Raw genomic sequence first — 23,856 nt, forward strand, 5'->3', positions numbered from 1 at the left:
TGCGGAGTTGCGCGTCTTCGAAAAGAGGGAGGCTCAGGGTCATCGCCTGATCGAGTGTCCCAACCGTCATGCGCCCGATAGCCCTCGCCCTCCGCTCACTGCGTCGCAGCCCCGCGTTCGCGACCGCTATCGTAATCACCCTCGCGCTCAGCATCGGCGCGACGACCGCGATGTTCAGCATCGTCGACGGTGTCTTGCTCGCGCCACTTCCGTTCGCCAATGCCGATCGGCTCGTGTGGACGCTGAACCGCGGAACGCGACCATACGACGCGATGTCGCCGCCGGATCTCGCCGATTGGAAAACGCTCAACGACTCATTCGAGGAAGTCGGCGCGTGGATGACCAGTCAGGTCGGACTGGTCGCCGACGGCGGTCCCGTCCATCTCACTGCGGCCGAGGTCACGGGTAACTGGTTCGCGATGTTCGGGACGCGTATGGCGCTCGGTCGCGGCTTGCTGCGCGAGGATGCGGAGCGCGGCGCGCCGAAAGTTACGGTGTTGAGTAGCGGTGTATGGCGGCGGGAGTTCGGTGGCGATCCGGGAATTGTTGGGCGCGCTGTGTCGATCGATGGAACGCGCTACACGATCGTTGGCGTTGCATCGCCGTCGTTCAACTTTCCCAGCGATGCTGACATCTGGCGACCGGCACTCGAGGATGCGCGCTGGTCCAATCTCCGAGGCAACCGCGTGTTTCGCGGACCCGTCGCGCTGCTGAAGCGTGGCGTGAGCTTCGACGAGGCGCGACGGAAAGCGCGTGTGGTCGCCGCGCAGCTGCGTGCGGCGTATCCCGAGGCCGAGACCGGGCTCGACTTCGACATTCAACCGCTGCGCGATCATCAAATCGGCGACTCTCGCCAGCTCATCCTCGTGCTCTTCGGCGCGGTCGCCGCGCTGATGTTGATCGCATGCGCAAATATCGGAACGCTCATGCTCGTGCGCGCGAGCAGCCGCACCGGCGAAATTGGAATCCGTCTCGCGTTGGGGCGGGCGCGCGACACATCGCGACGCAGGTGCTCATTGAGAGTCTCACGCTCGCATCGCTTGGCGCGGCACTCGGGGTGGCACTCGCCGAGGGTGTCGTGCGGATCATCGTCGCGCAACAGAGCGCGGCGGTGCCGCTGCTCGTGAACGTCAGGATCGGCTGGACGGTGCTCGCGTTCGCGATCGCGACCACGTTGGCGGCAGGTTTGGCGTTCGGTCTCGCGCCGGTGTTGCAGTCGGCGGGCACGGACATCGTGGAGGCGCTCAAGTCGAGCGGACGCTCATCCAGCGCGCGCAAGGCGTCGACCCATGCGCGACGCGCGATGGTTGCCTTCCAGCTCGCGCTGGTCGTGCCCCTGCTCATCGGTGCGCTCCTGCTGACGCGCAGCTTCACGCGCCTCGTTCACGTCGATCCGGGCTTTCGAACGGACCATGTCGTCATGTTCGACATCGCACTGCCGAAGTGCGGGACGGCGTGGAGTCCAGATAGTACGTGCGCCGGCGTGGAAGGCCCGCGCTACATGATGCCGGCCGACGTGAAGGCGTTCGGCGACGAGGTCGTACAGCGATTGCGGTCACTACCCGGCGTCCGGAGTGTCGCGCTTGGGCACGGTGTGCCGTTCACCCCGTGGGCAATCAATGGGGGAACCCTCACAATCGAAGGGCAAGCGCCGCCGCCGCGCGACCGGCCAAACGTCGTCGAAGTGAAGTATGCAACGCCCGGCTATTTCGCGCTGCTCGGCATCCCCGTCCTCCGCGGACGGGATTTCACGGACGATGATCGATGCGTTCCGAAACCGGGAGAGGTTTGGTGCAATCCCGCCGTCGAGGCCGACGGCCGATTCGTGGCGGTGATCAGCGCCGGTGCGGCGAAGGCATACTTCCGCGGCGAGAACCCCATCGGAAAGCGGCTGAAGAACATGGGAGAGATCGTCGGCGTAGTGGGTGACACCAAGACGGAGGGGCTCGTCGGTGAACCCGAGCCCGCTGTATATCTCGCGTTTGAACAATCACCGATCTTTTATATGACGGTGCTGATCAAATCCGCCGGAGATCCCGTCGCCGTCATGAGGGCGGCCCGTGCACAGATCACCGCCATCGACAAGTCGCTGCCGATCTTCAACCTTCGCCCGATGCAGGACGCCGTCGAAGCATCCGCCGCACCGGCTCGACTCGCCGCGCGGGTCGTCGCGGGGTTCGCCGGTTGCGCGCTTCTACTGGCGATGATCGGCATATACGGCGTCGTCGCGTACGCGGTGCGCGAGCGACAGCGCGAGCTCGGAATTCGTCTCGCGCTCGGCGCCCAGCGCGGCCAGATCGTGCGGCTGGTGGTGCGCGATGCCATGGTGCTGGTTGGCGGCGGGATGATCGTCGGACTCATCGCCGCAGTGGCGGGCAATCGAGTTCTGCAGGGCCTCCTCTATCAGATTGCGCCGACGGATGCGACGACGTATGCCGCGAGCTGCTTGGTGCTCATCGCAATCGGCGTTGCCGCAGCGTGGATACCGGCCGGACGTGCAGCGCGCGTAGATCCGCTTATCGCGATGCGACCCGAATAGCCGGGTTTCATAGCCTCTTGTGACCCCAGAAAATTTCGCAGGCACGTTCTACACGCAATTGACTCTCTCTTCCCACTCATGATCCGCACTGTCTTCGGCCTGCTCGCGCTCCTATCGCCGGTCTTGCTCGCTCAGCACTCGGCGCCTCGCTTCATGTATGTCTACCGCGACTCCATTCGGAGCGGCGTCGACTCCGCGTACCGCTCGATCGAGAACGACGGCGCGCAGATCTGCGCCGATCTTCGATGCCCGAATCCATACATCGGCCTCGAGAGTGTGGATGGCGTTCACGAAGCGTGGTGGATCAACACGTTCGCCTCCGAGGCGGATACCGCGCGCGTCGCCAAGGTGTACGCGACCGACGGCGCGCTGTCTCGTGCGCTCGGCGGCATCGCGCAACGAAAGGCCGCGCTGATCGGAACGCCGGTGCAAAGCTTTGCTGTCTATCGGCCCGATCTCAGTCGCGGGCCCGCGTGGTCGATCGCGGGCACACGCTTCATCGTCGCAAGCGTCACGCGCGGCGGTCGCCCCATCGTCGGGTCGGTTTGGGTCACGCTCGATTCGACGCGATACATTCTTCGCGCGTTTCGCACGCGCGCCGAAGCGGCGGCGGCAGCTCGAGCCGACGGTGGTCGCGTCTTCGCGCTGCGGCCCAACTGGAGTATGCCCGCCGCGGAGTGGGTGCACACCGATCCAGAGTTCTGGCGGACCGCGCCCGTTCGGAGACCGCGGCGATGAATCGCCCCATTCTGTTCGCGACGCACGAGATCATGTGCCCGCTGCCGATCAACTAATTCGTACGCGACGTGCCGTCGTCTTGGCCGGTGGTGGCCCCGCCGCGAGCGCGTGGGAGATTGGTCTCATCGCTGGGATGGCTGACGCGGGTCTCGACGTCAGAAACGCCGACCTGTTCGTGGGAACATCATCCGGCTCGAGGGTCGCGCTCCATCTTGCGAGCGGCGTCGCGCACGAAGACGCGTTTCAACGACGCCTTCAACCTGGGCCGCCGTCTGCCGAGCGGCCGCCCGTGCTCGACTGGGCAGAGCTCCGCGCCGCCGTGGCGCGCGCGAAGCAGGCCGGAGACAGCCCGACTGAATTCCTGCGGAAAATCGGATCGTTGGCGTTAGCGGCAGCGTCGGGCAAGAGCAGCGCGAGCCGGCGGGATCTCATCGCGGCGCAACTTCCGATGGAGACATGGCCCGAGCGAGTGCTGATCGCCGCCGTCAACGCGGAAACCGGAGAGCGGCGCGCTTTCGATCGCGACAGCGGGATCGATCTGGTGGACGCGGTAATCGCCAGCACCGCGTCCTTCGGTTGGCCGCCCGTGGTGTTTCAAGGCGATCATTATATCGACGGCGGATTCTATTCGACGGACAACGCGGATCTCGCGACCGGGTTCGACCGAGTGATGATCCTCGCGCTCGAGCGACCGCCGGAAATCCCGTCGATGAGCGCCGTCGCACTCGAGGACACGATGAACATCCTGCGAGACAACGGTGCCTTGATAGAACTCTTACGGCCCGATGAAGCCGCGCTGGCGGACTTCGCCGCCGCCGGCGGTGTCATGAATCCGGAAATTTCGGCGCCGGCGGCACGGGCCGGCCGCGTCCAAGGTCGACGCGTGGTGAACGAGCGTCTCGCGTCGTTCTGGCAATAACGAAGCAGCCAAACGACGGTCAGTCGGCTCTTTGAAACGGGCGAACCCAGCGCCGGCCGCGCACGAGCCCCGACGCGATCGCGGAGATCAGAGCGAGGCCCGTGTACTCCTTCGTCCACGCCGGACGCGGCGGCGCCATGAACTGTCGAGCCAGGAACGCCCCGAGAATGAAAATGGCCACGCCGAGCAAGAGGTTGGCTATGATGTTGCGAGTTCGCTGATTCATTCACGCTGCTCCTGATGGGTGGATCGGCATCGAGGTGTCCGAGAGGAACACGGCGCTAAGGTCACGCCGGGGTCGTGACCTCGCAAGGTTCGCACGCCGCGCGCCTACTTACTCGCCACTTTCAGGCAATGTCTGCCTCTCACCAGCGGCACGCCTGGCCACGGCGAGCGAACCAGTTGCGCACAGCGCGGAGGCAATGGCGAGCGTCGGCGCCAGCGCGAGCACGTCTCCCCAGCCAAGCGACGCGGCCCTGGCGAACACGGCCGACAGCAACAGGCCACCCACGATACCCCAGACCGCAAAACGCCGAATCGACATTTCATCAAATCTGCGCCGCCGCTCCGTCAGCACGAGGAGCCCGGAGAACGTGACCCCGGCAATGAAGCCGAGTACACCGAAGACGACGGGGAACGGCACGTCGGCGTTGAAGCCGAAGACCCAACGCGGAACGCCGCCCACGACGGACCATACGGCTCCCCAGATGAAGCCGATTCCGAGCGCACCGCGAACACGTCGCAGCCCATTCCGCATGATGCCTCCACTATGACACGGGTATCATCTCCGACCCGCCTTTGCAAGACGCGCCCGACACCACCGCGCGCGTGATTTCATTTCGAACAGGCCGAGGTCCACCGCCAGTCGATTCGACGCCGACAGCTTTGGCGCCATCTCCCGCACCGCGGCGCCAAACAGTCGCGCGCGTTCCTCCAGCACCTCGGCGTATTCGCGGAGAAAACGCCGGAGGTGGCGCGGGGCGATGCTGCTCATCAACGCGAGACGAAGCGCAAGCTCGCTGTCCTTGCCTTCGGAGTCGGCGAGCGTGAGCGGAGCGGTCGCCCATTGTGTGAGCGCGCGCCGGCCGGCGGCGGTCAGATGCAGCACACGCTGGCGGCGCCCGCCCCGCGCGGTGCGGCCCGCGACGAGTCCCTGCCGCTCCAGGCGGTGCAGTGCCGGATAGATGGACCCCGGGCTGTCGCTGTAGCGTCCCAACGGCGTCGTCTGAAAAACGCGGCGCAAGGCGTATCCGGAGGCCTGTCCGTCGGCCAGCAATCCCAACAGGGCGAAGTCGAGCGTCGTGTTGACAGCCATAGAACGAAGCGTATGATACGACGCGTATTATTGCAACCATCATACTGAACCTTCGATGCACCGTCGCATCATTCGCATCGCCGCTGCAGTTACCGCCGCGGTACTCGCCATCACCAGCTCGGCAGCCGCGCAGCCCGCGCCCCGCGGGCTCCTCGCCCGCGCATACACGATCGGCGACTCCATTGCCTACCACATGGAGGCGTCGAACTTCGGCCATCGGGACTCGGTGCGGTACGGCGCCGACGTCGGCGGCCGCGTCGCCCGGGATTCAGCGGGGCATCTCGTCGAGCAGCTCGCGTGGTCGTCGCTCGTCGTCAACGGCAAGGCGGCGCCGATCGCCCCAGGCGCGCGCAACGCGAGACAGGTGGTGACGCTCGCGCCGGGCACGCCATCCATTCCCGACATGCGCACCATCGATCCGCGCCTGGTCGGGCCCATGCTCGATCTCCTCACGTTCTACGTCGATCTGCAGCTCGCGGGGCGCATGCCGAGTCTCGCGCGGGCCGGCGACCACGCGCGTGTCGTGATTCCGGTCAACCCATCGTGGGGCGACGGCCGGCAAATCCTTCGCGGCGAAGACGCGGTCGACTTCGATTTCACGCTCGAGCGCGTCGACAGTGCATCGCGCGTCGCGACGCTCGTCGTTCGGCACGTGCCGCCGGTATCCGCGCGCATCAAGATGCCGGCGCCGTGGATGGACGCGCCGGTCGTCGACACGCCGAACAACTGGATCGAAGTCGCCAAGCTTCCCAACGGCCGCGTGGCCGGCCGGGTCGGCAAGGAAACGTTCGAGGTGCGGATGCGCGTGGACCTCGAAGACGGACGCATCCTCGGCGCGACGCTCGACAATCCGGTGGACGTACTCGAGCGCGAGTGCTCGAGCGCAGCGCTCACGGACTGCGGTGAGCCAATCCGGTATCGCATTCTCCGAACGATCGCGATCGACGCGCGATGAGGGTGGCGCTGAGCCCGGACGCGGAAACACGCGCTTCGGAGAGTGAAGGTTCGTCCCCATTCAGTTGCGCGCGCGCCACGCGGTTGTACTATCAACATTCCCGCACAGGCTGACGCCGGACCATCACTCTCAGTCACTCTCAGTCACTCTCAGTCACTCTCAGTGCCGCAGTCAGGAGTCCCGGAATGGAAGCCCTTCTGCAGGACATCCGCGTTACGCTCCGCTCCTTCCGCCGGTCGCCTGGATTCCCGCTTGCCGCGATCGTCACGCTCGCCCTCGGCATCGGCGCCACGACGGCCGTCTTCACGACGCTCAGCGCCGTGCTCCTCAAGCCGCTGCCGTATCCGAATCCGCAGGATCTCTACAGTCTGCGGACCGCACTCACGGACGGCCGGGTCACCACAGGCCTGCTCTCCGGCGCGGAGCTCTTTCGGCTGAACGATCCGAAGCTCTCGATCGAACGCGCGGCAGGATTTCAGTCGGGGGATCTCACGCTGATGGCGGACGATGGAACGCCGTCTCACGTGACAGTCTATGGTGTGAGCGAAGGGTTCTTCGAGCTGTTCGGACTTCCGATGACTGTCGGGGGGTTCACGCACGACGACTTCACGGCATTTCAGGTTCAGCAGAATGCGCCGCCGCAACCGGGCCCGCCGCCCGCGATCGTGATCTCTACGCGGCTGTGGAAGCAACTCTACAAGGGCGATCCCGCGGTGGTTGGCAAACCGATTCACTTCGCCGAATTCAGCTCGACGATCTCCGGCGTCGCGCCGCGTGACTTCGACATGCCGCATGCCGCCGACATCTGGATCGCGCAGCGGACGCCGGCGAATGACGCCAACCACGGCCAGGAAGGTTTCATTCGGCTGCGTCGCGGAACGACGATCGCGCGCGCGAAGGGCGAGATGGCGACGATCATCGGCGGGCTCGCGCGCGACTTTCCCGCGTCGGACCGCAACCGCGTCTATGTCACTCGTCCGCTGGTCGACTCGATCGTCGGCGACCTTGGCCCGATCCTCGTCATCGTCATGTCGGCGACCGGACTGCTGTTGCTGCTCGCCTGCGTGAACGTCGCCAACCTGCTGCTGGCGCGCGGTGCCGCGCGGGCGCGCGAGATGGCGGTGCGTGCCGCGCTCGGCGCGGGGTGGAGTCGGCTGGTTCGCCAGCTGCTCACTGAATCGCTCGTCCTCGCCGCGGCGGGCACGATCGTCGGCGTCGCGGTCGGCGCACTCGGTCTTCGCGCGCTCCTCGCGCTCGGCGCCGCGAAGCTGCCGCGCCTCGACGCCGTGTCGTTCGACGGGCGAGCCCTGTTCTTCTCGTTCGCGACGCTCATCGTCACGGGGGGGATCATCGGTCTGGCGCCGGCCATTCGGCTGATGCGCAGCGATATGAAAACGCTCATGAACGACAGCAGTCGTTCGGCGAGCGCGGGGCGCGGCACCACACGGTGGCTCACCGCGATGACGGTGGCGGAAGTCGCGTTGGCGATCATGCTCGTCGCCGGTGCCGGCTGGCTCGTGCGAGGATTCTCTAATCTCCGGAATACCGCGGCCGGCTTCGTACCGGAGCACCGGCTGCTCTTCGACGTCTCTTTCCTCGGGCCGCAGTACCGAACCCCTCAATCGGTGAGCCAGGCGCACGCCGATGTTCAGAGCGCCGTGCAGCGCGTTGGCGGCGTCGCGGGCGTCGGGATCGTCTCGGCGTATCCGTTGCGTGGCGCGCTCGAGAGCTCGCTGCTCCTGCAGTTTCACGGGGAGCCATTCGACCCGGCCAATCCGGCGGGTGCGCGCGGCCGCGCGGCCAGCCCAGGGCTCTTTGCCGCGATGGGCACTCCGCTCATCAAGGGCCGTGATTTCACGAACGCCGACATACTGACGACGCAGCGCGTCGCGATCGTGAATCGGGTGTTCGTCGACAAGTATCTGAAGGGGCGCGATCCGATCGGCGTTCAATTCGCGGCCGGCTATCCGGTGCCCGATCCGAAAGCCGAGGCGACGATCGTCGGTGTCATCGACGACGTGAGGCAGAAGTCACTCGCCGACCCGGCCGAGCCGGCATTCTATCTCGCGCTGGCTCAATTTCCGTTTCAGCGCGCGACCGCGGTCGTGAACATGTCGCAGTCCGACGTCGGCGGAGTGGAACGCGCCATTCGCGCCGAGGTGCGGAAGATCAACCCGACGATGGCGCTCGATTTTCAGCTTGCGTCGGACGTCGTCGGCGGCACGCTTCGCCGGCAGGAGCTTGGCATGACGCTGATGCTCGTCTTCGGCGGCATCGCGGTCGTGCTCTCGGCGGTCGGGATCTACGGCGTGGTGTCGTATGCTGGTTCGCTGCGCCGCGAGGAAATGGCGACACGCCTCGCGCTCGGCGCATCGCCGCGATCGGTGTTCGTGCTGGTCATGAAACAGGGCGTGACGCTCGGTCTCGCGGGCGCGGCGATCGGCGTGGGGCTGGCGTATTTCTCCGGCCAGCTCATTTCCAGCCGCCTGTACGCGATCCGGGCGTCGGATCCATTGATTCTCACGATCGCTACGCTGCTCATCGTCGCGATTACGTTTGTCGCGACGACGGTTCCGGCGGCGCGCGCGGCTCGGCTCAATCCGGCGAACGCGTTGCAGTCGCAGTAGAGGCGAGCCGCGCCGCGTCCGCCGTCAGGATCTCGTCGGCTTTGCGTGTGCTACCGCGCCAGGTCCCTCACCGCCTGCGCGAGGAGCCGCACCTTCGGCGCGTCGGACGAGTGACCCGCGTCGCCGTCGAGCTGCGACGCCAGCGTGGAGAGGGCGGTCGATCGCGCCGCGCCGCTCACGCCTTCAGCGCCCGCCAGCGACTGCCGCACGGCCGCGAGACGCGCCGCGGCCAAGCCGTTCGACCGACCGAGTTGATCGAGATACGCGCGGGCGAGCGAGAACGTCGCCGGCCAGGTGAACTTCGGCTGGCCCTGGGTATTCAAATAGTCTAAATGCACGCTCTTGGCCGCGTCGATCTCGTTTTGCGACAGATAGGGGCTGGGCGTCAACTCGAACACGTCCAGGCCGCGCGCGATCTCGGAGCCGACCAGCACGCCATTGTACCAATAGACGGACCACTCTCCGCCGCCGATCATGCGCGTCGAGTCGATGGGGCCGCGATCGAAGAACGCGATCTCGCGGGCATTGCGCGGATCGGTCCAGTCGAACACCGAGACGCCGCCTTGATACCACGCCTGCACCATGACGTCGCGTCCGGGAATTGGTATCAAAGAACCGTTATGGGCGACACAGTTTTCCTCCGCGGTCTGAATCGCCGGGAGCTTGTAGTAGCCCTGAAACTGAAGGCGGCGATTGCCATCGATCGTGAACAGGGCGTCCGCGCCCCACTGGCGCGGATCGCCGGCGCGGCACTTGGGCTGGCCGCCGCCGCCCCACTCGTCGCTGAACAGGACCTTCGTGCCGTCATTATTGAACGTCGCCGAGTGCCAGTATGAGAAGTTTGAATCGGAGACGGCGGCGATGCGCGACGGGTGCGCCGGGTCGCGGATGTCGAGGAGCATGCCGTAGCCCTCGCACGCCCCGCCGGCGAGTCCGATCGCCGGATACACCGTGATGTCGTGGCACTGCGTCGGCCCCGACTTCGGGTCGATCCCGAACTGCTTGTTCGCGATTTCCTGAATCGAGCCGCGCAATGCCGCGCTGTCGGACTGCGTCGCCGCGCGATGTCCATTCGACCTGGCGATGCTGTCGATGAGCGGCTTCGTCATCGCCGGCGGAAGGATGTAGCGCATGCCGAAGACGTCCACGTCGTACTGGCCGCGGGCGCGGGAGGCCGCAACCTCGACGCTGTCGGGCTCGGACAAACCGTGATGCGCGGGCGGCGTGAGATTATTGAAGATCCGTGGCGAGCTCACGATGTGCGCCTGCTCTGGATGTGCCAGCGGAACTTGAATGACCTCGATCCGGAAGAGCGCGGAGTTCGGATCGGACGCGGGCGCGGCCGCGGAGCAGCCGGCCAATTCCGCCGCGGGGCGAACACCCGAGGAGCCCGAGATGTAGACGTAGACGTTGTCGCGATCGCGCGGATCGACGAGCAGCGTGTGCGTGTGCGAGCCGCGGCACGTTTGCACGTTGCCGACGTACTTCGGATGGCTCAAGTCCGTGATGTCGAAGATGCGAAGGCCGCGAATGCGCTCATTGCTCACCGGTTCGCTGAGGCCGCCGCCCCGGCAGTCGAGGCGTCCCGACGTCGCTTCGCTCGAGACGAACAGCAAGTTGCGATACACCGACACGTCGCTCTGCGACGCGGGACAGAAGTACGCCTCGGCGAGCCGCGGGGCGGTCGGCGTCGAGATGTCCCAGATCTGAAAGCCGTTGTAATTGCCCTGAATGGCGTACGGGCCGACGAACGCGAGATCGGAATTCGTATTGTTGAATTGCGCCGACGGATGCGTGTTCGAGAGCAGCCGCATGTTCCACTCGGCCTGGCCTGCATTCCACAAACCGGACTTGAGGCCCACGCGCGGATCGGGATTTGGTGCCCCGGGCGAGCGATTGTCGCTGGGCGCGCCTGCCTGGACCGGCCCCGGCATCGACGCGCTCGAGGAGCCGGGCATGCCATGCGTGCAGCCTGCCCCGATGGCGACGACGGCGGCCAGGGACAGCCGGTACGATGATCTCAATGCGGTGGTGACCATGCTCATAGAGGGCTCGACCCAAGGGTGACGGCCGCGAGCATTTGCTGCATGCGCGAGACCTCGGTGGTTTGATCGACATTCACGTCGGACGCGAACTTGAATACCAGCTCGTCCTGCCCGGCACCGGGCGCAGCGAACAACTCCTTGACCATTTGAATCGCACCGCGATGATGTTGAATCATGTCGGTGAGAAAGAGCTTGTCGAAGTCCCGGCCCTCGGCGGCGCGCAGCTGCGTCATCTGCGCGGCGGTGAGCATGCCCGGCATGAGCATTTCCTGATCGACGCCGTCCATCATCATCGTCATCGGCGCGCCGGTCGCCGCCGGCACCGGCTGATTTCGATCGCGCAGCCACTGCTGCATCGTCAGGATTTCATCCTGCTGCGCGTTGATGATGCGCGAGGCGAGCGTCAGCACGGAGGAGCTTGCGCCGTGGGTCGGCGCCAGACGCGACATCACGATCGCTTGCGCGTGGTGGCCGATCATCGACGACATGAAGTGGACGTCGGCGGCGGTGTAGGGAAGCCGCGCACTGTCGGCGCGCGCTTTGAGGACGGCGTCGGGCGTCGTGATCACGCTCGACGCCGGCCGCGCGGTTACCTCACGCGTCGACGCCGCAGCCGGTAGACCCGTGCGGCACGCCGCGACGCCGACGAGCGTAGCGAGCAGGAGGCGGTGCATCCCCTAGCTTACGGAATCTTTCCCCAGAACCGCAAGATCGTCCGCACCGTGCCCAGCCCAGATCATCGTATCCATTCGCTGGGCGATGCAGGGGAGCGCGGACAGTGGCTGGCTCCCGGCAGTCTCGATCATGAGGCGCACGTCCTTGCGCGCCATCGTCAGCTCGAACGTCGGCGTGAAGTTGCGGGCGATCATGTTCCTGCCGCGACCCGAGATGATCGCGGCGGGATTGAAGAACTCGACCATGTCGAGCACGCGCGCCGGGTCGACGTCGGCGCCTTTCGCGACGGCGAAGGCATCGGCAACGACCGAGTTGATGCCGACGATGAATGCGTTGCCGCACAGCTTGAATACCGCGGCGAGATCTGGTCGGTCGCCAAAATACTCCACGCGCTCCGCCATCTTCGAGAGCGGTGCTTCGACGGCGTCGAACAGCGCCTTGGGGCCCGCGGCGAGAATCGTCCCTTTCGTCTGGCGTGCCGCGGCCGGTCCGATGAAGACGGGACAGTGCAGATACTTCACGCCTTGTCCGTTCAACCGCGTTGCTCGCTCGGCGGTCGCCTTCGGCTGGGTCGTCGTGTGATCGACGATGATGGCGTTGGGGCTCAGACCGGATCGCAATTGTCCGACGACGTCTTCGACGACGGGATCGTCCTTGAGGACGAGGTGGACGCGTTCCGCGCCGCGCACGGCGTCGGCGGGAGTTTCCGCGACGCGAATACCGAATTGCTCGAGCGCGCGCGCCTTCTCGATGGTGCGATTCCAAACCGTCACGCTGTCGCCGCGCTTCGCGGCCGCTTCAGCAAGGGCGCTGCCGAGCAGGCCCGTTCCGAGGAAAGCGATGGTAGCCATGACGAAAAACTAAGGGCGCTGCAAAACCGCTCGAGCCCTCAGATCCTGATCGTGCGCCACTTCCCTTGACGGAATCGCCAGACGCTCAGCCCGCATCGCGTCGCGTGACCGACGAGAATGGCCGACCAGACGTCGATCGGGTGCAGGGTGCTGACCGATTTGACGACGAAGCAGATGCCGAGGGGCACGACGATCTGCGAGACGATCGAGATGTACATCGGCGCTTTCGTGTCGCCGGTGCCTTGCAGGCCGCCGGTGTAGGTCAGCGCGACGCTGATCAACAGACCGGACACGCTCAACACGCGCAGCAACTGCACGCCGATCGAGACGACCGTTGGGTCGTGCATGCCGAACACGGCCAGCAGTGCACGCGGAATGAACAAGAACGCCGCGCCGACGATGACCGCCGCCAGGAGGCCGAACCGTGCCGCGGTATGCACCGCCGCGTTCGCCCGATCCGCCTGGCGAGCGCCGAGATTCTGTCCGGCTACCGCCGCGGTGGCACCGAGCAAGCCTTGCGACGTCCACGTGATCAGCGAGAAGAGCTGCGTGTACGCGATGGCGTACGCCGCCTGCGCCGCCGCACCATGCTCGAGCGAACCGATGAACGCCAGGAGCAGCATGCCGCCGACGTTCATGGCGATCCCCTGGAATCCGGTGGGAAGGCCGAACCGAAACAGCGACTTGATGATTTCCCAGTCCGGTCCCCAGCCTTGGCCGCGCGGAAAACGCACGACCCAGCCGCCATGCCACAACTTGAATAGCGAGAAAATGCCGATCGTGCCGGACGCGATGGACGTGCCGATCGCCGCGCCCGTGGTGCCGAACGCGTGAATGGGTCCAAGACCGCGAATGAAGATGATGTTGAGGCCGATGTTGAGCAGCGTCATCGTCACGCCGAGGATCATCGGCGTGCGGGCGTCGCCCGCCGAGCGGAGCGCGCCGCCGAGCAGGAAGAACACCATCATCCCGCCGGAGCACACGAACATGATCCGCAGGAACGGCAACGCCTCGGCCTGCACGATGGGGGCGGCGTTGATCAACCGCAGCAGCACCGGCGCGGACAGGTAGCCGAGCGGCGCGAGCACACCGAACGACAGGAACGCGGCCGTGATGAACGCCTGATAGACGGCTTTGTCCGCCATCTCCTCGTTGCCCGCGCCGACATAGCGCGCAACGAGCACGCTCATGCCGGTGAACAGCGACGACATGAAGACGATGACGACGAGGAAGATCTGCCAGCTCACGCCGATCGCCGCATTGCCCGTGTAGCCGACGAGGTTGCCGACGAGAATGTGATCGATCATCCCCTGGATGCCGCCGATGACGTTGGCGAGCATCGTCGGCCAGGCGAGCTTCCAGACGGCCGAGGTCAGCGGGCCTTCGATGATGGTGCGATCGTAGCGGCGTGCCGACGAGGTGCGCGGTGCGGCTGGTGCGGCCGGGGCGGCGCTGTCGGGAACCGGCGCAACGGCCGGTGGAACGGTTGAGGCGGGGACGCTCGTCACACCGGGGAATATGACGCGGTGACGCGTACATACGCCATCGACTCGGGTGGGGCTGCAGAAACCTTACAGCTAAATCAAACGGCGCTAACCCGAACGGCGCTAACCCGTACAGCGCTAACCCGAACGGCGCAAGCCCGCACGGCGCAAGCCCGAACGGCGCAGAAGCGAAGTCCTGCATTCGCCCAGCGCCCATCGCCCATCGCTAATACCTCGGCCGCGTCTTCCTTGGCGCATTCCCACAGTTCGCCGGCCAATTCGCCGGCCACGTCCCGGGTGACTTCTGCCGCGAGATGAAGTTCGGATCCTCACTCGCGAGATACGCCATCATCGCCGCGAGCGTCGCGTTGTGCTTCAGATCGTCGAAGACAATTTTGTCGTAGCTGTCCCGATTCGTGTGCCACGTATACGAGCCATAGTTCCACGCCACCGCGCCCATGCCGAACGACGGTGTGCCGAAGCAGGCGAACACCGCGCCGTCGGTGCCGCCGGGATTGCCCGTCGGCACGTCGTTGAACGCCCACGACACCACGTTCGGGCTCATGCTATCGGTGAAGAAGCTCGGCAGCTTCTCATACCACGACTCGAGATGCGCGCCGATGTCGCTCAAGCCGGACGATGTGATGGACTGCACGCGGCCCGTGCCGTTGTCCTGATTGAACAACGCCTGGAGACCCTTGAGCACTTCGGGATGATCCTGCGCGAACGCCGTCGAGCCATTGAGGCCCTGTTCTTCGCTCGCCCAGTGACCGGCGAGAATCGTTCGTCTTGGATGAGGATATGCTAATGACAAAATCCTCATTGCCTCCATCGCCATCATCGTCCCGGTGCCGTTGTCCGTCGCGCCGCTCGCGCCGTCCCACGAATCGAAGTGCGCCGAGAGCATCACGTACTCGTTCGGCTTCTCGGACCCCGTGATCCGCGCGACGGTGTTGAACGCCGGCTGCTCGCCAAGGAGCGTCGCGTCGAGATCGAGCCGAACCTTGGGCGTCTGGCCATGCTCGGCCAGACGGAACAGCAGACCATAATCTTCACAGGTGAGCGTGACGGCCGGCGCCCTGGTGTTATAGGTCTCGAATACTTCGATCACGCCCCAGCCGCCGGTGCCTTCCGGGGTCGTGCCGCGGCCGGGACGCATCGCGGCACCTGGGCCGCCGCCGCCGCGCGCGCTCGCTGGGCCAGGCGTCTGATTCCCGCGACCGCCTCGGCCGCCAACGTTCGCATTCGGGTTGAATGGATCGGGGAAGGCGCTGAGCTTCGTGCGCGACGAGATCATTCCGGCGACGCCGGCTTTCTCGAGGCGCATGCCCAGCGTTCCGGTGCCGAGCGCGAGCGAATAGCCCGTGCCGCGATAGAGCTTGGTGCTGTCGGGGCGTCCGCTCGCGTCCTGCATCACGGACCAGTCGCGCTGCATCTGCGCGACGAGGGTGTCCATGTGCGCCATCGACGCCGGCGTTGCCCAGCGATACCAATCTTCGCTCGGCCGACACGTTGGCCACGCGGGCGAAAGCAGCACGATCTTGCCTTTCGCTTGCGGGAGCCACTTCACGAATTCGGTGCTGTCACGGAATTTCGGCAGCACGATCGCCTCCGCCGTCACGGGCGCCGCGGTGACGGGACTCCACGCGAGCATCATTCCCTCGAGCGAGCGCACGCGCGGCGAGACGAGGTCGATGTGCGAGGGACCGCGCCTCCAGCCACGCCACGTTCCGTATTGCTCACGCTGCGCGTCGATGCCCCACGATTTGTAAGTTCTAATAGCCCAGTCGCTCGCGGCGCGGATCGAGGGACCGCCGGTCAGCCTCGGGCCGATCGAGTCGAACAGCGCTTGGGAGAGCGATTCGACGTGTGAGCTGTCCATGCCGAGCCGCCAGATGCGCTCGAGGACGGGATCGTTCGTGGGGAAGCGCGGCGCTTGTTGCGCGTGAACCACGGAACTGGCGACGAGTGTTCCTGCGATCGTCAGGATGCGGAGCGTTGTCATGTGCTGTGTGGAGGCTCGGGGTGCGAGAGAAGGTACGAGCCGAGGTACGCGCGAGAAAGGATGGCGGGCGGGTGGGAATGGTCCGAGGGCGTAGTGGAAAGGGTGTACCGTCAGGGCCATGACCACGGACAAAAGCGGAACGGCCACGGACAGGCACGGAGACGGCGGAACTGCCGTCAACTGCGACGCCACAGAAAACCGTGAAACTGCGCGAGACGAGACCAGGCTCGAGCATCACGACATCACTCGGCAGGTCATTGCTGCCTTTTATGTCGTCCGGAGAGAGCTCGGGATCGGACTGCCTGAAACGGTCTACGCGAATGCGATGGCGGTCGTGCTACGACGTGCCGGGCTCGAAGCGAAACGTGAAGCCTACGTCGAAATGATTTTTTGGGGTGTCGTCGTCGGGAAAGGGCGTATCGACGTCCTAGTCGAAAACAAAGTCATCGTCGAGATCAAAGTTCTTCCCAAGATCGACGATCGCACCCGAACACAAACCATCGGCTATCTCCGCGCGTCGAAGCTACACGTCGGAATGATCTTGAACTTCGGCTCCGACTCGGGCTTTGTGCGCGTCGTAGGCTGACAACACTCTACGCGGCGCCGTCAAAAAAATAATCACGCATTCCCGTGGTACTGCAGTTACCAGTTAACGCCGTCTCCGCGCCGTTCCGCGGTCGTCCGCCGCTGTCCGTGGTCAGGCAGTTAGCTCAACGGTAGCCTTCCTCTCCAACTTCCCCCACCCCACGACATGCCCGCGGATCGCGGCCCTGAACGACCGCACCACCACCATATACATGACCTGCCGATACGCGAACCGCTGCAGAAAAATCAGCCACGTCAGCTTCCGATCTTCGTCGGGTTCCATCCAGAACGCAATCACCGCCGCCACCCAATCCACCAGCAGAAACACACCGTAGTACATCAGCACGTGTCGAAGATTGACGAGCGCGTACGTCGATCCGTGCTGCTGCCGGACGAGCCACACGCTGAACAGACTGTACACGAACATCAAATCCGCGATCGGCGACACGGCGGGAAAGAACAACTGAAACAGCCACACGTTCGGCATCGCCACCCAGCCCAGCGTTCCGTGCTCCCGGCGCATGAACACGCGACGATGCTTCCACATGCACTGCAGCGTGCCGAACGACCAACGAAATCGTTGATTCGCTAATCCCCGAAGTGTGTCCGGCGCCTCGGTGAGCGCGATGGCATCGTCGGCGTATGCCACGCTATAGCCCGCGCGCCGCACGTTCAACGTGAGGTCCTGATCTTCCGCGAGCGTGTCGTCGCTGAATCCGCCGAGCGTGTCGACGAGCTCGCGCCGCCATGCACCGACGGCGCCCGGGACCACCGTGATGCAATCGAGCAGGGAGAACGCGCGCCGGTCGAGATTCTGGCTCGTCACGTACTCCAATGCCTGCCAGCGCGTCACGATGTTGAGGCGGTTGCCCACCTTCGCGTTGCCGGCGACGGCGCCGACACGCTCGTCGCGCAGCGGCTGCACCAACCGCGCGACCGTGTTGGGATAGAACACCGTGTCCGCGTCGAGCCCGACGATGATCTCGCCGTGCGCGCGCGCGATTCCATAGTTCAACGCCGATGCTTTCCCGCCGTTCGCCTTGCGATGAATGGTGACGCGCGGCTCCTTGCCGTACGCCTCCATCGCCTGATCGTACGTCGAATCCGGCGATCCGTCGTCCACCACCACGACCTCGAGCGACCCCGCGTACTCCTGCTGCAGCAAACTCTCGATCGTCTTCACGATCACTTTCTCTTCGTTGTACGCCGGTACCACCACACTCACGCTCGGCGCATAGGTCGCCTCGTTATCACGCGCGAGATGCGAGAGCATCCGCTGCACCGCGGCGAGGAAAACGATGATCACCAGTCGGGCCGTGCCCAGCACCACGGCGATCAGGAACAGCCAATAGAGAATCCACTCGATGACGCCGAACGTGCCGAATGCGAGGAGCTCGCTCAGTCGTGCGGCGGCGCTCGACTTGGGAAGCGGCGGCATCGCCGCTTCGTGCGACATGCCCGCCAGCGACGACAGCAGCACCAACGTGTCGCCCTCGGCGCGAAGTGAATCGATCAGCGACCCCAATGCCGCGACGGTTTGCGCGCGATCGCCGCCGCCGTCGTGCATGAGAATGACGCTGCCGCTGCAGCCGCGCTCGAGCGTGATCGTCGCGTGCTGATGCAACGAGTCGCTGCATTCGAGCGCGGCCCGTCTGCCGTCGAGCACGTTGGCGATGATCTGCTGCGCCGGCGGCTGCGTCCAGTCTTCGGAATCGACGTGCAAACCCGCGGTGACGTAGCCGAGCTCCGTCGCGATGCCGACAGGAATCAATTCGTCGGCGGTCGTCGGCTCGGCATCGCCGAAATACGGTGGACGAAAGAATGCGCTCCGTCGGTCGAGCACCGCTTCGATGATCCGCTCCGTCGCATCGAGCTGGAGTCGCGTCACGAGCGGCGACGTCAGCGCGAGATTCGGATGCGTGAAGGTATGATTCCCCACCTCATGCCCTTCGGCCGCGATGCGCCGCGTGAGCGCGATGTTCGTCTCGATGTTCTTGCCGATGAGAAAGAACGTCGCTGGCGCGTGACGCGACCGCAGCGTGTCGAGAATTTGCGGCGTCCAGCGACTATCCGGCCCATCGTCGAACGTGAGCGCGATGCGATGCGCGACGCCGCCCGAACGCTGCACGGTGTAGGGGAGCGGCACCGCGTCGATGCGCTCGCGCGTGATGAGGCCCGTGCTCTGCTGAATGCGCAACGTGCGCCGGCCAAGCGTTGGAAACGTCTCGATGCGCAGCAGCTCACCGGTGCCGCGAAAATCCACGTCGTATCCGGGCTGGACGCTGTCGAGCGAATCCGCGACCGGCGTCGCGCCGCCGTGGCGCAGTACGGACCACAGCGAAGGATCCTCGGAGCCGAGTCGCCAGACGGCCGCACCGGCAGCGCCGATCGTTCGGCCGACGATGAGCTCGTTGTACGCCGTGACGCCGTCCAGAAACCACACGACATGATCCGTCGAATCGGCGTCGGTCCACGTCACGTACGGGTTCATCGCGAGCGAATCGAACGCGATCGTCGCGTTGTGCTGATGCACGTTTCGCATCACGTCCTGGAACGTCTGCTCTTCGCCGACCGCATTGGGCTGCGCATCGTTCCAGTCATATCCGTACGCACCGACCGCGAGAATCAGCTTGTTCGCCGGAATGATGCTCGCGATGTGGCGCGCCTGCGTGTCGTACCACGACTGGCTCGCGACGGGGCCGCTGTCCTGACGCCCGGAATGTTCGTCGTAGAGCATCATGATGATGCGGTCGTCGATCGCGGCATATTGTCGCAAAACCGCAGGCGTCGTCTCCGGCGGCAGCGCCTGGCTGATCACCAACCCCTTCGCGTGCAGCTGAGCGGCGAGATCGCGAACGAATTGCAGCACGTACGGCTGCAGCGGATCGGGAATGTCCTCGAGATCCACCGTCACGCCGCCGAGTCCGTATCGTGTGACGTTGTCCATGAGCTGCGCGATGACCGCGGCGCGATGCACCGGCGACGTCACGAAGCGTTCGAGCATGCGCGGATCGAAGCTCGAGCGCGCCGAGTCGAAGTTCGTGAGCATCAAGTGCACGCTGGGCCGCTGGTTGCGCGGCAGCGTGCTATCGATGAGAAAGAGTACGCGCTTGTCGATTCGCGCGCGCAGCGAGTCGCCGTGCGGTGAGAGGAACCCCCACTCGCAAATCACCCAGTCGAGCTGCGCCGCGTGCAGCCGAAGCGACGAGAACGAGTTGTCGTCCCAGTTCACATAGAAGCCGGCGGTGATCCGTTGCGCCGGGGGTGTCGTGCGCTTCGGCGGGGCGGACGCACGCACGGGCAATTGGTTGCGGCGAATGGCCGGCGGTGCGGGAGAGTGCGTGAGGGCGGCGAACAGTCGGCGACGCGCGGCGATGCGTTCGCGCGCCGCTTTGCTTCCCGCGAAGCGCGTCAGGCCTGACGGATGTTCGTCGCTGCCGAGTGCCAGGCGCGGCAGGAGGGGCGGAATGATGAGGCTCGCCGCCAGGGCGACGCCCAGGATGGTGCTGACGATCGCGCCGGTGCGGGCGGCCGTTCGAAGAATGCGCTCGCGCCGCCCGTGCGGGTCGTGAAAGACGGGGCTTCTAGTCATTCCGAGCCGAAGCGCAGCGAAGGCGAGGAATCTGGCATCCCGATCGAGTGACTGGCCCCTCTTACCATGACAGCAGATTCCTCGCTGCGCTCGGAATGACCGATTTAGCCGGCGCTCGGAATGACCGATTTAGCTCTTGAGATTGGCGCCCGCTGCACGGAAGTTTAGCTCCTCACCTTCAGCATTGGGCATTCTCCGTGCGCACTCTCGCCGTCTGCTCGTTCCTCGTCGCGGCCGCCACGGCCGGGACATTCAATCTTAGCGCGCAACAGCAACAACAGTCGCGGCCCAACGAGTCGCTGACGTGGCATTGGCGCGAGATCGGACCCACGCGCGCCGGTCGCGCTCGCGCGCTCGCGGGTGTGCCGTCGCAGCCGAACGTGTTCTACATCGGCTTCGACAACGGCGGCGTGTGGCGGTCGACCGACTACGGGTCGACGTGGGTGCCGCTGTTCGACAGCCAGTCCATCGGCTCGATCGGCGCCATCGCGGTGTCGCCGTCCGATCCGAACATCATTTATGTCGGCACGGGCGCGGGCATCATTCGGCCCGACCTCGCGACGGGCAACGGCGTCTACAAGTCCACCGACGGCGGCAAGACCTGGACGCACCTCGGCCTGCGCGAGAGCCAGATGATCGCGATGATCGACGTCGATCCCAAGAATCCGGACCGGATCTTCGTCGCGGCGCTCGGCCACCCGTACGGGCCGAATGCCGAGCGCGGCATTTTCCGCTCGACCGACGGCGGGCAGACGTTTACGAAAGTATTATATAAGGACGAGTATACCAGCGGCAACGACGTTCGCATCGACCCGTTGAATCCCAACACGGTGTACGCGACGCTGTGGCAGCAGCAGCAGAGCTTCATCGAGGGCGGCGGCTTCGGCGGCGCGGGGAACGGCATCTACAAGTCGACGGATGGCGGCGATCACTGGACGCAGCTGACCGACGGCCTGCCGAACATCATCCAGGCGAACCTCGGGATCTCGGCGACGCATCCCAACACGCTGTACGCAACCGCGGCGGGCACGGTCCCGGACAACGGCGGCCGCGGCGGGAGAGGCGGCGGCGGCGCGAACAACACGACCGGTGTCGTCGGTTTCTACAAGTCGACCGACGGCGGCGCGCATTGGACGAAAGTCGGCAACGATCCGCGTCCGCTCGCGCGCATCGGCGGCGGCGACCTGCCGACGATCGCGGTCGATCCGACGAACGACAACGTGGTGTACAGCGCGTCCACCGTGTCGTGGCACACGGAGGACGGCGGTCAGACGTGGAGCGCGCTCCGCGGCGCACCGGGCGGCGACGACTATCAGAAGATCTGGGTGAGCCCAACCAACCCGAACATCATTCTCATCGTCTCCGATCAAGGCGGCGTCGTCTCGGCCAATCGCGGACTGTCGTGGAGCAACTGGTACACGCAGCCAACGGCGGCGATGTATCACGTGACGATCGACAACTCGTTCCCGTTCAACGTGTGCGGCGGGCAGCAGGATTCCGGCTCGGCATGCGTCGCCAGCACGTCGATGGACGGCGAGATCACGTTCCACGACTGGCATCCGGTCAACATTCAGGAATACGGTATCGCCGCGCCCGATCCGCGCGATCCCGACATGGTGTACGGCAGCGCGCGCCAGGGCGTATCGCTCTACAATCGGCGCACCGGGCAGACGACGCAGGTCGGTCCGACCGCCGAGCAGCGGCAGGGTAACACATACGGTCGTAACGTGCGCACGATGCCGATTCAGTGGTCGCCGGTCGACAACACGACGCTCTTCTACGCGTCGAACGTCATCTGGAAGTCCACCGATCACGCGCACAGTTGGACGCGCATCAGTCCCGATCTCACGCGGCAGACGTGGGACGTTCCGCCGACCGCGGGCAAGTACGCGAGCACCGTGACGCCGGGCCCGCAGGGCTCGATCACGGCGATGTCGCCCTCGCCGCGCAGCCTGAACATCATCTGGACCGGCAGTGACGACGGCACGATCGAAGTGACGATGGACGGCGGCGCTCATTGGGCCAATGTCACGCCGCCGAGTGTGAAGCCGTGGGCGCGCGTGTTCAACATCGAGGCGGGACATTTCGACAACACCACCGCGTACGCCGCGGTGAACACCATGCGCCTGGACGACATGAATCCGCACTTCTTCCGCACGCACGACGGCGGCAAGACGTGGACGGAGATCGACACCGGCCTCGAGCCCGGCGCGGTGGCGAATTCGATCCGCGAGGATCCTAAGAAGAAAGGACTCTTGTTTGCCGCGACGGAAACGCAGGTCTATGTCTCGAACGATGATGGCGATCATTGGAATTCCATCAAGTACGACATGCCCGCGATCTCCGTGCGCGACATTCAGATCAAGGACGACAGCATCTGTCTGTGCTCGGTGCTCGTGGCCGGCACGCACGGGCGCGGGTTCTGGGTGCTCGACAACATCTCGTCGTTCCGGCAGATCACGGACGTGATGCAGTCGGAGCCGGCGGCCAACGCGTTTCTGTTCAAGCCGCCGACGGCCGTTCGTGTGCGCTTCGCGACGAACGATCCGACACCGTGGCCGCCCGAGCTGCTGGCGGGCGAGAACCCGCTGCCCGGCGGCATCATCGATTATCATCTCGCGAAGGCGGCCACGGGTCCGGTGACGCTCGAGATTCTCGACGCGCAGGGAAAGCGTGTGCGCCACTACACGAGCGCCGATCCGATTCGCGATCCGCATCCCGCGCTCGATCCCGAAGCGTACAACGAGTTGTGCAAGCGGCAGCCGAACGCCGCCGACTGCGGGCTGCCACTTTACTGGCCCGCTCCTCCGATTCGCCTCGGCACCCGCGCCGGTTTCCATCGGTTCGCGTGGGATCTGCGCTACGATCAGACCAACGCGTCCGATCCGAACGCCGGCGAAGACGACGCCGCGACGGGCGCGGTGCCTCATCGCACGTACGCGGTTCCGTACGCGCCGTGGGCGCCGCCGGGCAATTACACCGTTCGACTGACGGTCGACGGCAAGACGTACACGCAGCCGCTCACGCTCAAGCTCGATCCGCGCGTGAAGACCCCGGCGGCCGGTCTCGCGCAGCTCGCGTCACTCACGAAAGAGATGTACGATGGTGCGATCGCGCTGCACGCGGCGTTCAATCAGGCGCGCGCATTGGCGTCGTCGGTCGAACAGTCGAGTGCGGATCCGGCCCTCAAGGCGGAGATCGATCGACTCGCGCCGGCGCCGGCGAACGGGGGTCGTCGCGGCCGCGGCGGGTTTGGCGGCGGGGGGCGCGGTGGGCGGGGCGGTGTCGATTCGCTGCCGTCGCTCGAGACGGTGAGCGGCGAGATGATCAACGCCGCGATGGCGATGCAAGGCGCCGACGTCACGCCGACCGCGGGTGAGATTGCGGCGGTCGCGAAGGCGCGCGCGGATGCGGCGGCCGTCATGAAGCGCTGGAACGCCGTGAAGAGTCGGGCGGGCAAGTGACGTCATTCCGAGCGACGTTGTCATTCCGAGCGACGTTGTCATTCCGAGCGAAGCGAGGAATC

At 65.5% G+C, this 23,856-nt stretch carries 17 protein-coding genes; 8 read left to right on the forward strand and 9 right to left on the reverse strand.

Annotated features, from left to right (window positions below):
• Positions 1–68 precede the first annotated feature (68 nt).
• The 4 genes from VN706_15535 to VN706_15550 all read left to right on the forward strand — a co-directional run bounded on the left by VN706_15535 (position 69) and on the right by VN706_15550 (position 4,196).
• Positions 69–1,127, forward strand: a complete 1,059-nt coding sequence (locus VN706_15535; GenBank protein ID HXT17053.1) for an ABC transporter permease — start codon at positions 69–71, stop codon at positions 1,125–1,127.
• Positions 1,010–2,539, forward strand: a complete 1,530-nt coding sequence (locus tag VN706_15540) for an FtsX-like permease family protein (protein ID HXT17054.1) — start codon at positions 1,010–1,012, stop codon at positions 2,537–2,539. The genes VN706_15535 and VN706_15540 overlap by 118 nt, the downstream gene beginning before the upstream one ends.
• A gap of 78 nt (positions 2,540–2,617) precedes the next feature.
• On the forward strand, positions 2,618–3,277 hold the full coding sequence (locus tag VN706_15545; GenBank protein HXT17055.1) for a hypothetical protein: 660 nt from the start codon (positions 2,618–2,620) through the stop codon (positions 3,275–3,277).
• Between the two features lie 34 nt (positions 3,278–3,311).
• Positions 3,312–4,196 carry a patatin-like phospholipase family protein gene (locus tag VN706_15550; protein HXT17056.1) on the forward strand — a complete coding sequence of 295 codons (885 nt, stop codon included), beginning with the start codon at positions 3,312–3,314 and terminating at the stop codon, positions 4,194–4,196.
• A 19-nt stretch (positions 4,197–4,215) separates the two neighbouring features.
• Here VN706_15550 and VN706_15555 read toward each other — a convergent pair whose 3' ends face one another.
• From VN706_15555 to VN706_15565, 3 genes are all read right to left on the reverse strand, one after another.
• On the reverse strand, positions 4,216–4,422 hold the full coding sequence (locus tag VN706_15555; protein ID HXT17057.1) for a hypothetical protein: 207 nt from the start codon (positions 4,420–4,422) through the stop codon (positions 4,216–4,218).
• A gap of 108 nt (positions 4,423–4,530) precedes the next feature.
• Positions 4,531–4,953 carry a hypothetical protein gene (locus tag VN706_15560; GenBank protein HXT17058.1) on the reverse strand — a complete coding sequence of 141 codons (423 nt, stop codon included), beginning with the start codon at positions 4,951–4,953 and terminating at the stop codon, positions 4,531–4,533.
• A 24-nt stretch (positions 4,954–4,977) separates the two neighbouring features.
• The gene (locus VN706_15565) at positions 4,978–5,511 is read right to left on the reverse strand and encodes a PadR family transcriptional regulator (protein ID HXT17059.1); all 534 of its coding nucleotides are present in this window, start codon (positions 5,509–5,511) and stop codon (positions 4,978–4,980) included.
• 55 nt (positions 5,512–5,566) lie between these two features.
• Between VN706_15565 and VN706_15570 the strand changes: the two genes are divergently transcribed.
• Together VN706_15570 and VN706_15575 are read left to right on the forward strand one after the other, a co-directional pair.
• Positions 5,567–6,466, forward strand: a complete 900-nt coding sequence (locus tag VN706_15570; protein ID HXT17060.1) for a hypothetical protein — start codon at positions 5,567–5,569, stop codon at positions 6,464–6,466.
• Positions 6,467–6,651: 185 nt separating this feature from the next.
• Positions 6,652–9,093 carry an ABC transporter permease gene (locus tag VN706_15575; protein HXT17061.1) on the forward strand — a complete coding sequence of 814 codons (2,442 nt, stop codon included), beginning with the start codon at positions 6,652–6,654 and terminating at the stop codon, positions 9,091–9,093.
• Positions 9,094–9,143: 50 nt separating this feature from the next.
• Here the strand turns inward: VN706_15575 and VN706_15580 are convergent, their stop codons facing one another.
• The 5 genes from VN706_15580 to VN706_15600 form a co-directional block, all read right to left on the reverse strand.
• On the reverse strand, positions 9,144–11,138 hold the full coding sequence (locus VN706_15580) for a hypothetical protein (GenBank protein ID HXT17062.1): 1,995 nt from the start codon (positions 11,136–11,138) through the stop codon (positions 9,144–9,146).
• The gene (locus VN706_15585; protein HXT17063.1) at positions 11,135–11,812 is read right to left on the reverse strand and encodes a DUF305 domain-containing protein; all 678 of its coding nucleotides are present in this window, start codon (positions 11,810–11,812) and stop codon (positions 11,135–11,137) included. Before VN706_15585 ends, VN706_15580 begins: the two co-directional genes overlap by 4 nt.
• Before the next feature lie 3 nt (positions 11,813–11,815).
• On the reverse strand, positions 11,816–12,664 hold the full coding sequence (locus VN706_15590) for an NAD(P)-dependent oxidoreductase (protein ID HXT17064.1): 849 nt from the start codon (positions 12,662–12,664) through the stop codon (positions 11,816–11,818).
• Between the two features lie 38 nt (positions 12,665–12,702).
• A complete protein-coding gene (locus VN706_15595; GenBank protein HXT17065.1) occupies positions 12,703–14,172 on the reverse strand; it encodes an MATE family efflux transporter in 1,470 nt (489 codons plus the stop codon).
• Positions 14,173–14,374: 202 nt separating this feature from the next.
• Positions 14,375–16,153: a M28 family peptidase gene (locus VN706_15600; protein ID HXT17066.1), complete on the reverse strand. Its 1,779-nt coding sequence runs from the start codon at positions 16,151–16,153 to the stop codon at positions 14,375–14,377.
• A gap of 118 nt (positions 16,154–16,271) precedes the next feature.
• Here VN706_15600 and VN706_15605 point away from each other — a divergent pair, with 118 nt between their 5' ends.
• Complete coding sequence (locus tag VN706_15605; GenBank protein HXT17067.1) at positions 16,272–16,739, forward strand: GxxExxY protein; 468 nt, start codon at positions 16,272–16,274, stop codon at positions 16,737–16,739.
• Positions 16,740–16,850: 111 nt separating this feature from the next.
• Here the strand turns inward: VN706_15605 and VN706_15610 are convergent, their stop codons facing one another.
• Entirely contained in the window at positions 16,851–20,330 is a 3,480-nt protein-coding gene (locus VN706_15610; protein ID HXT17068.1) for a glycosyltransferase, read from the reverse strand.
• A gap of 197 nt (positions 20,331–20,527) precedes the next feature.
• Between VN706_15610 and VN706_15615 the strand changes: the two genes are divergently transcribed.
• Positions 20,528–23,794, forward strand: a complete 3,267-nt coding sequence (locus VN706_15615) for a hypothetical protein (GenBank protein HXT17069.1) — start codon at positions 20,528–20,530, stop codon at positions 23,792–23,794.
• Positions 23,795–23,856: the final 62 nt, after the last annotated feature.

This window comes from Gemmatimonadaceae bacterium (assembly GCA_035606695.1).
GTDB lineage: Bacteria > Gemmatimonadota > Gemmatimonadetes > Gemmatimonadales > Gemmatimonadaceae > JAQBQB01.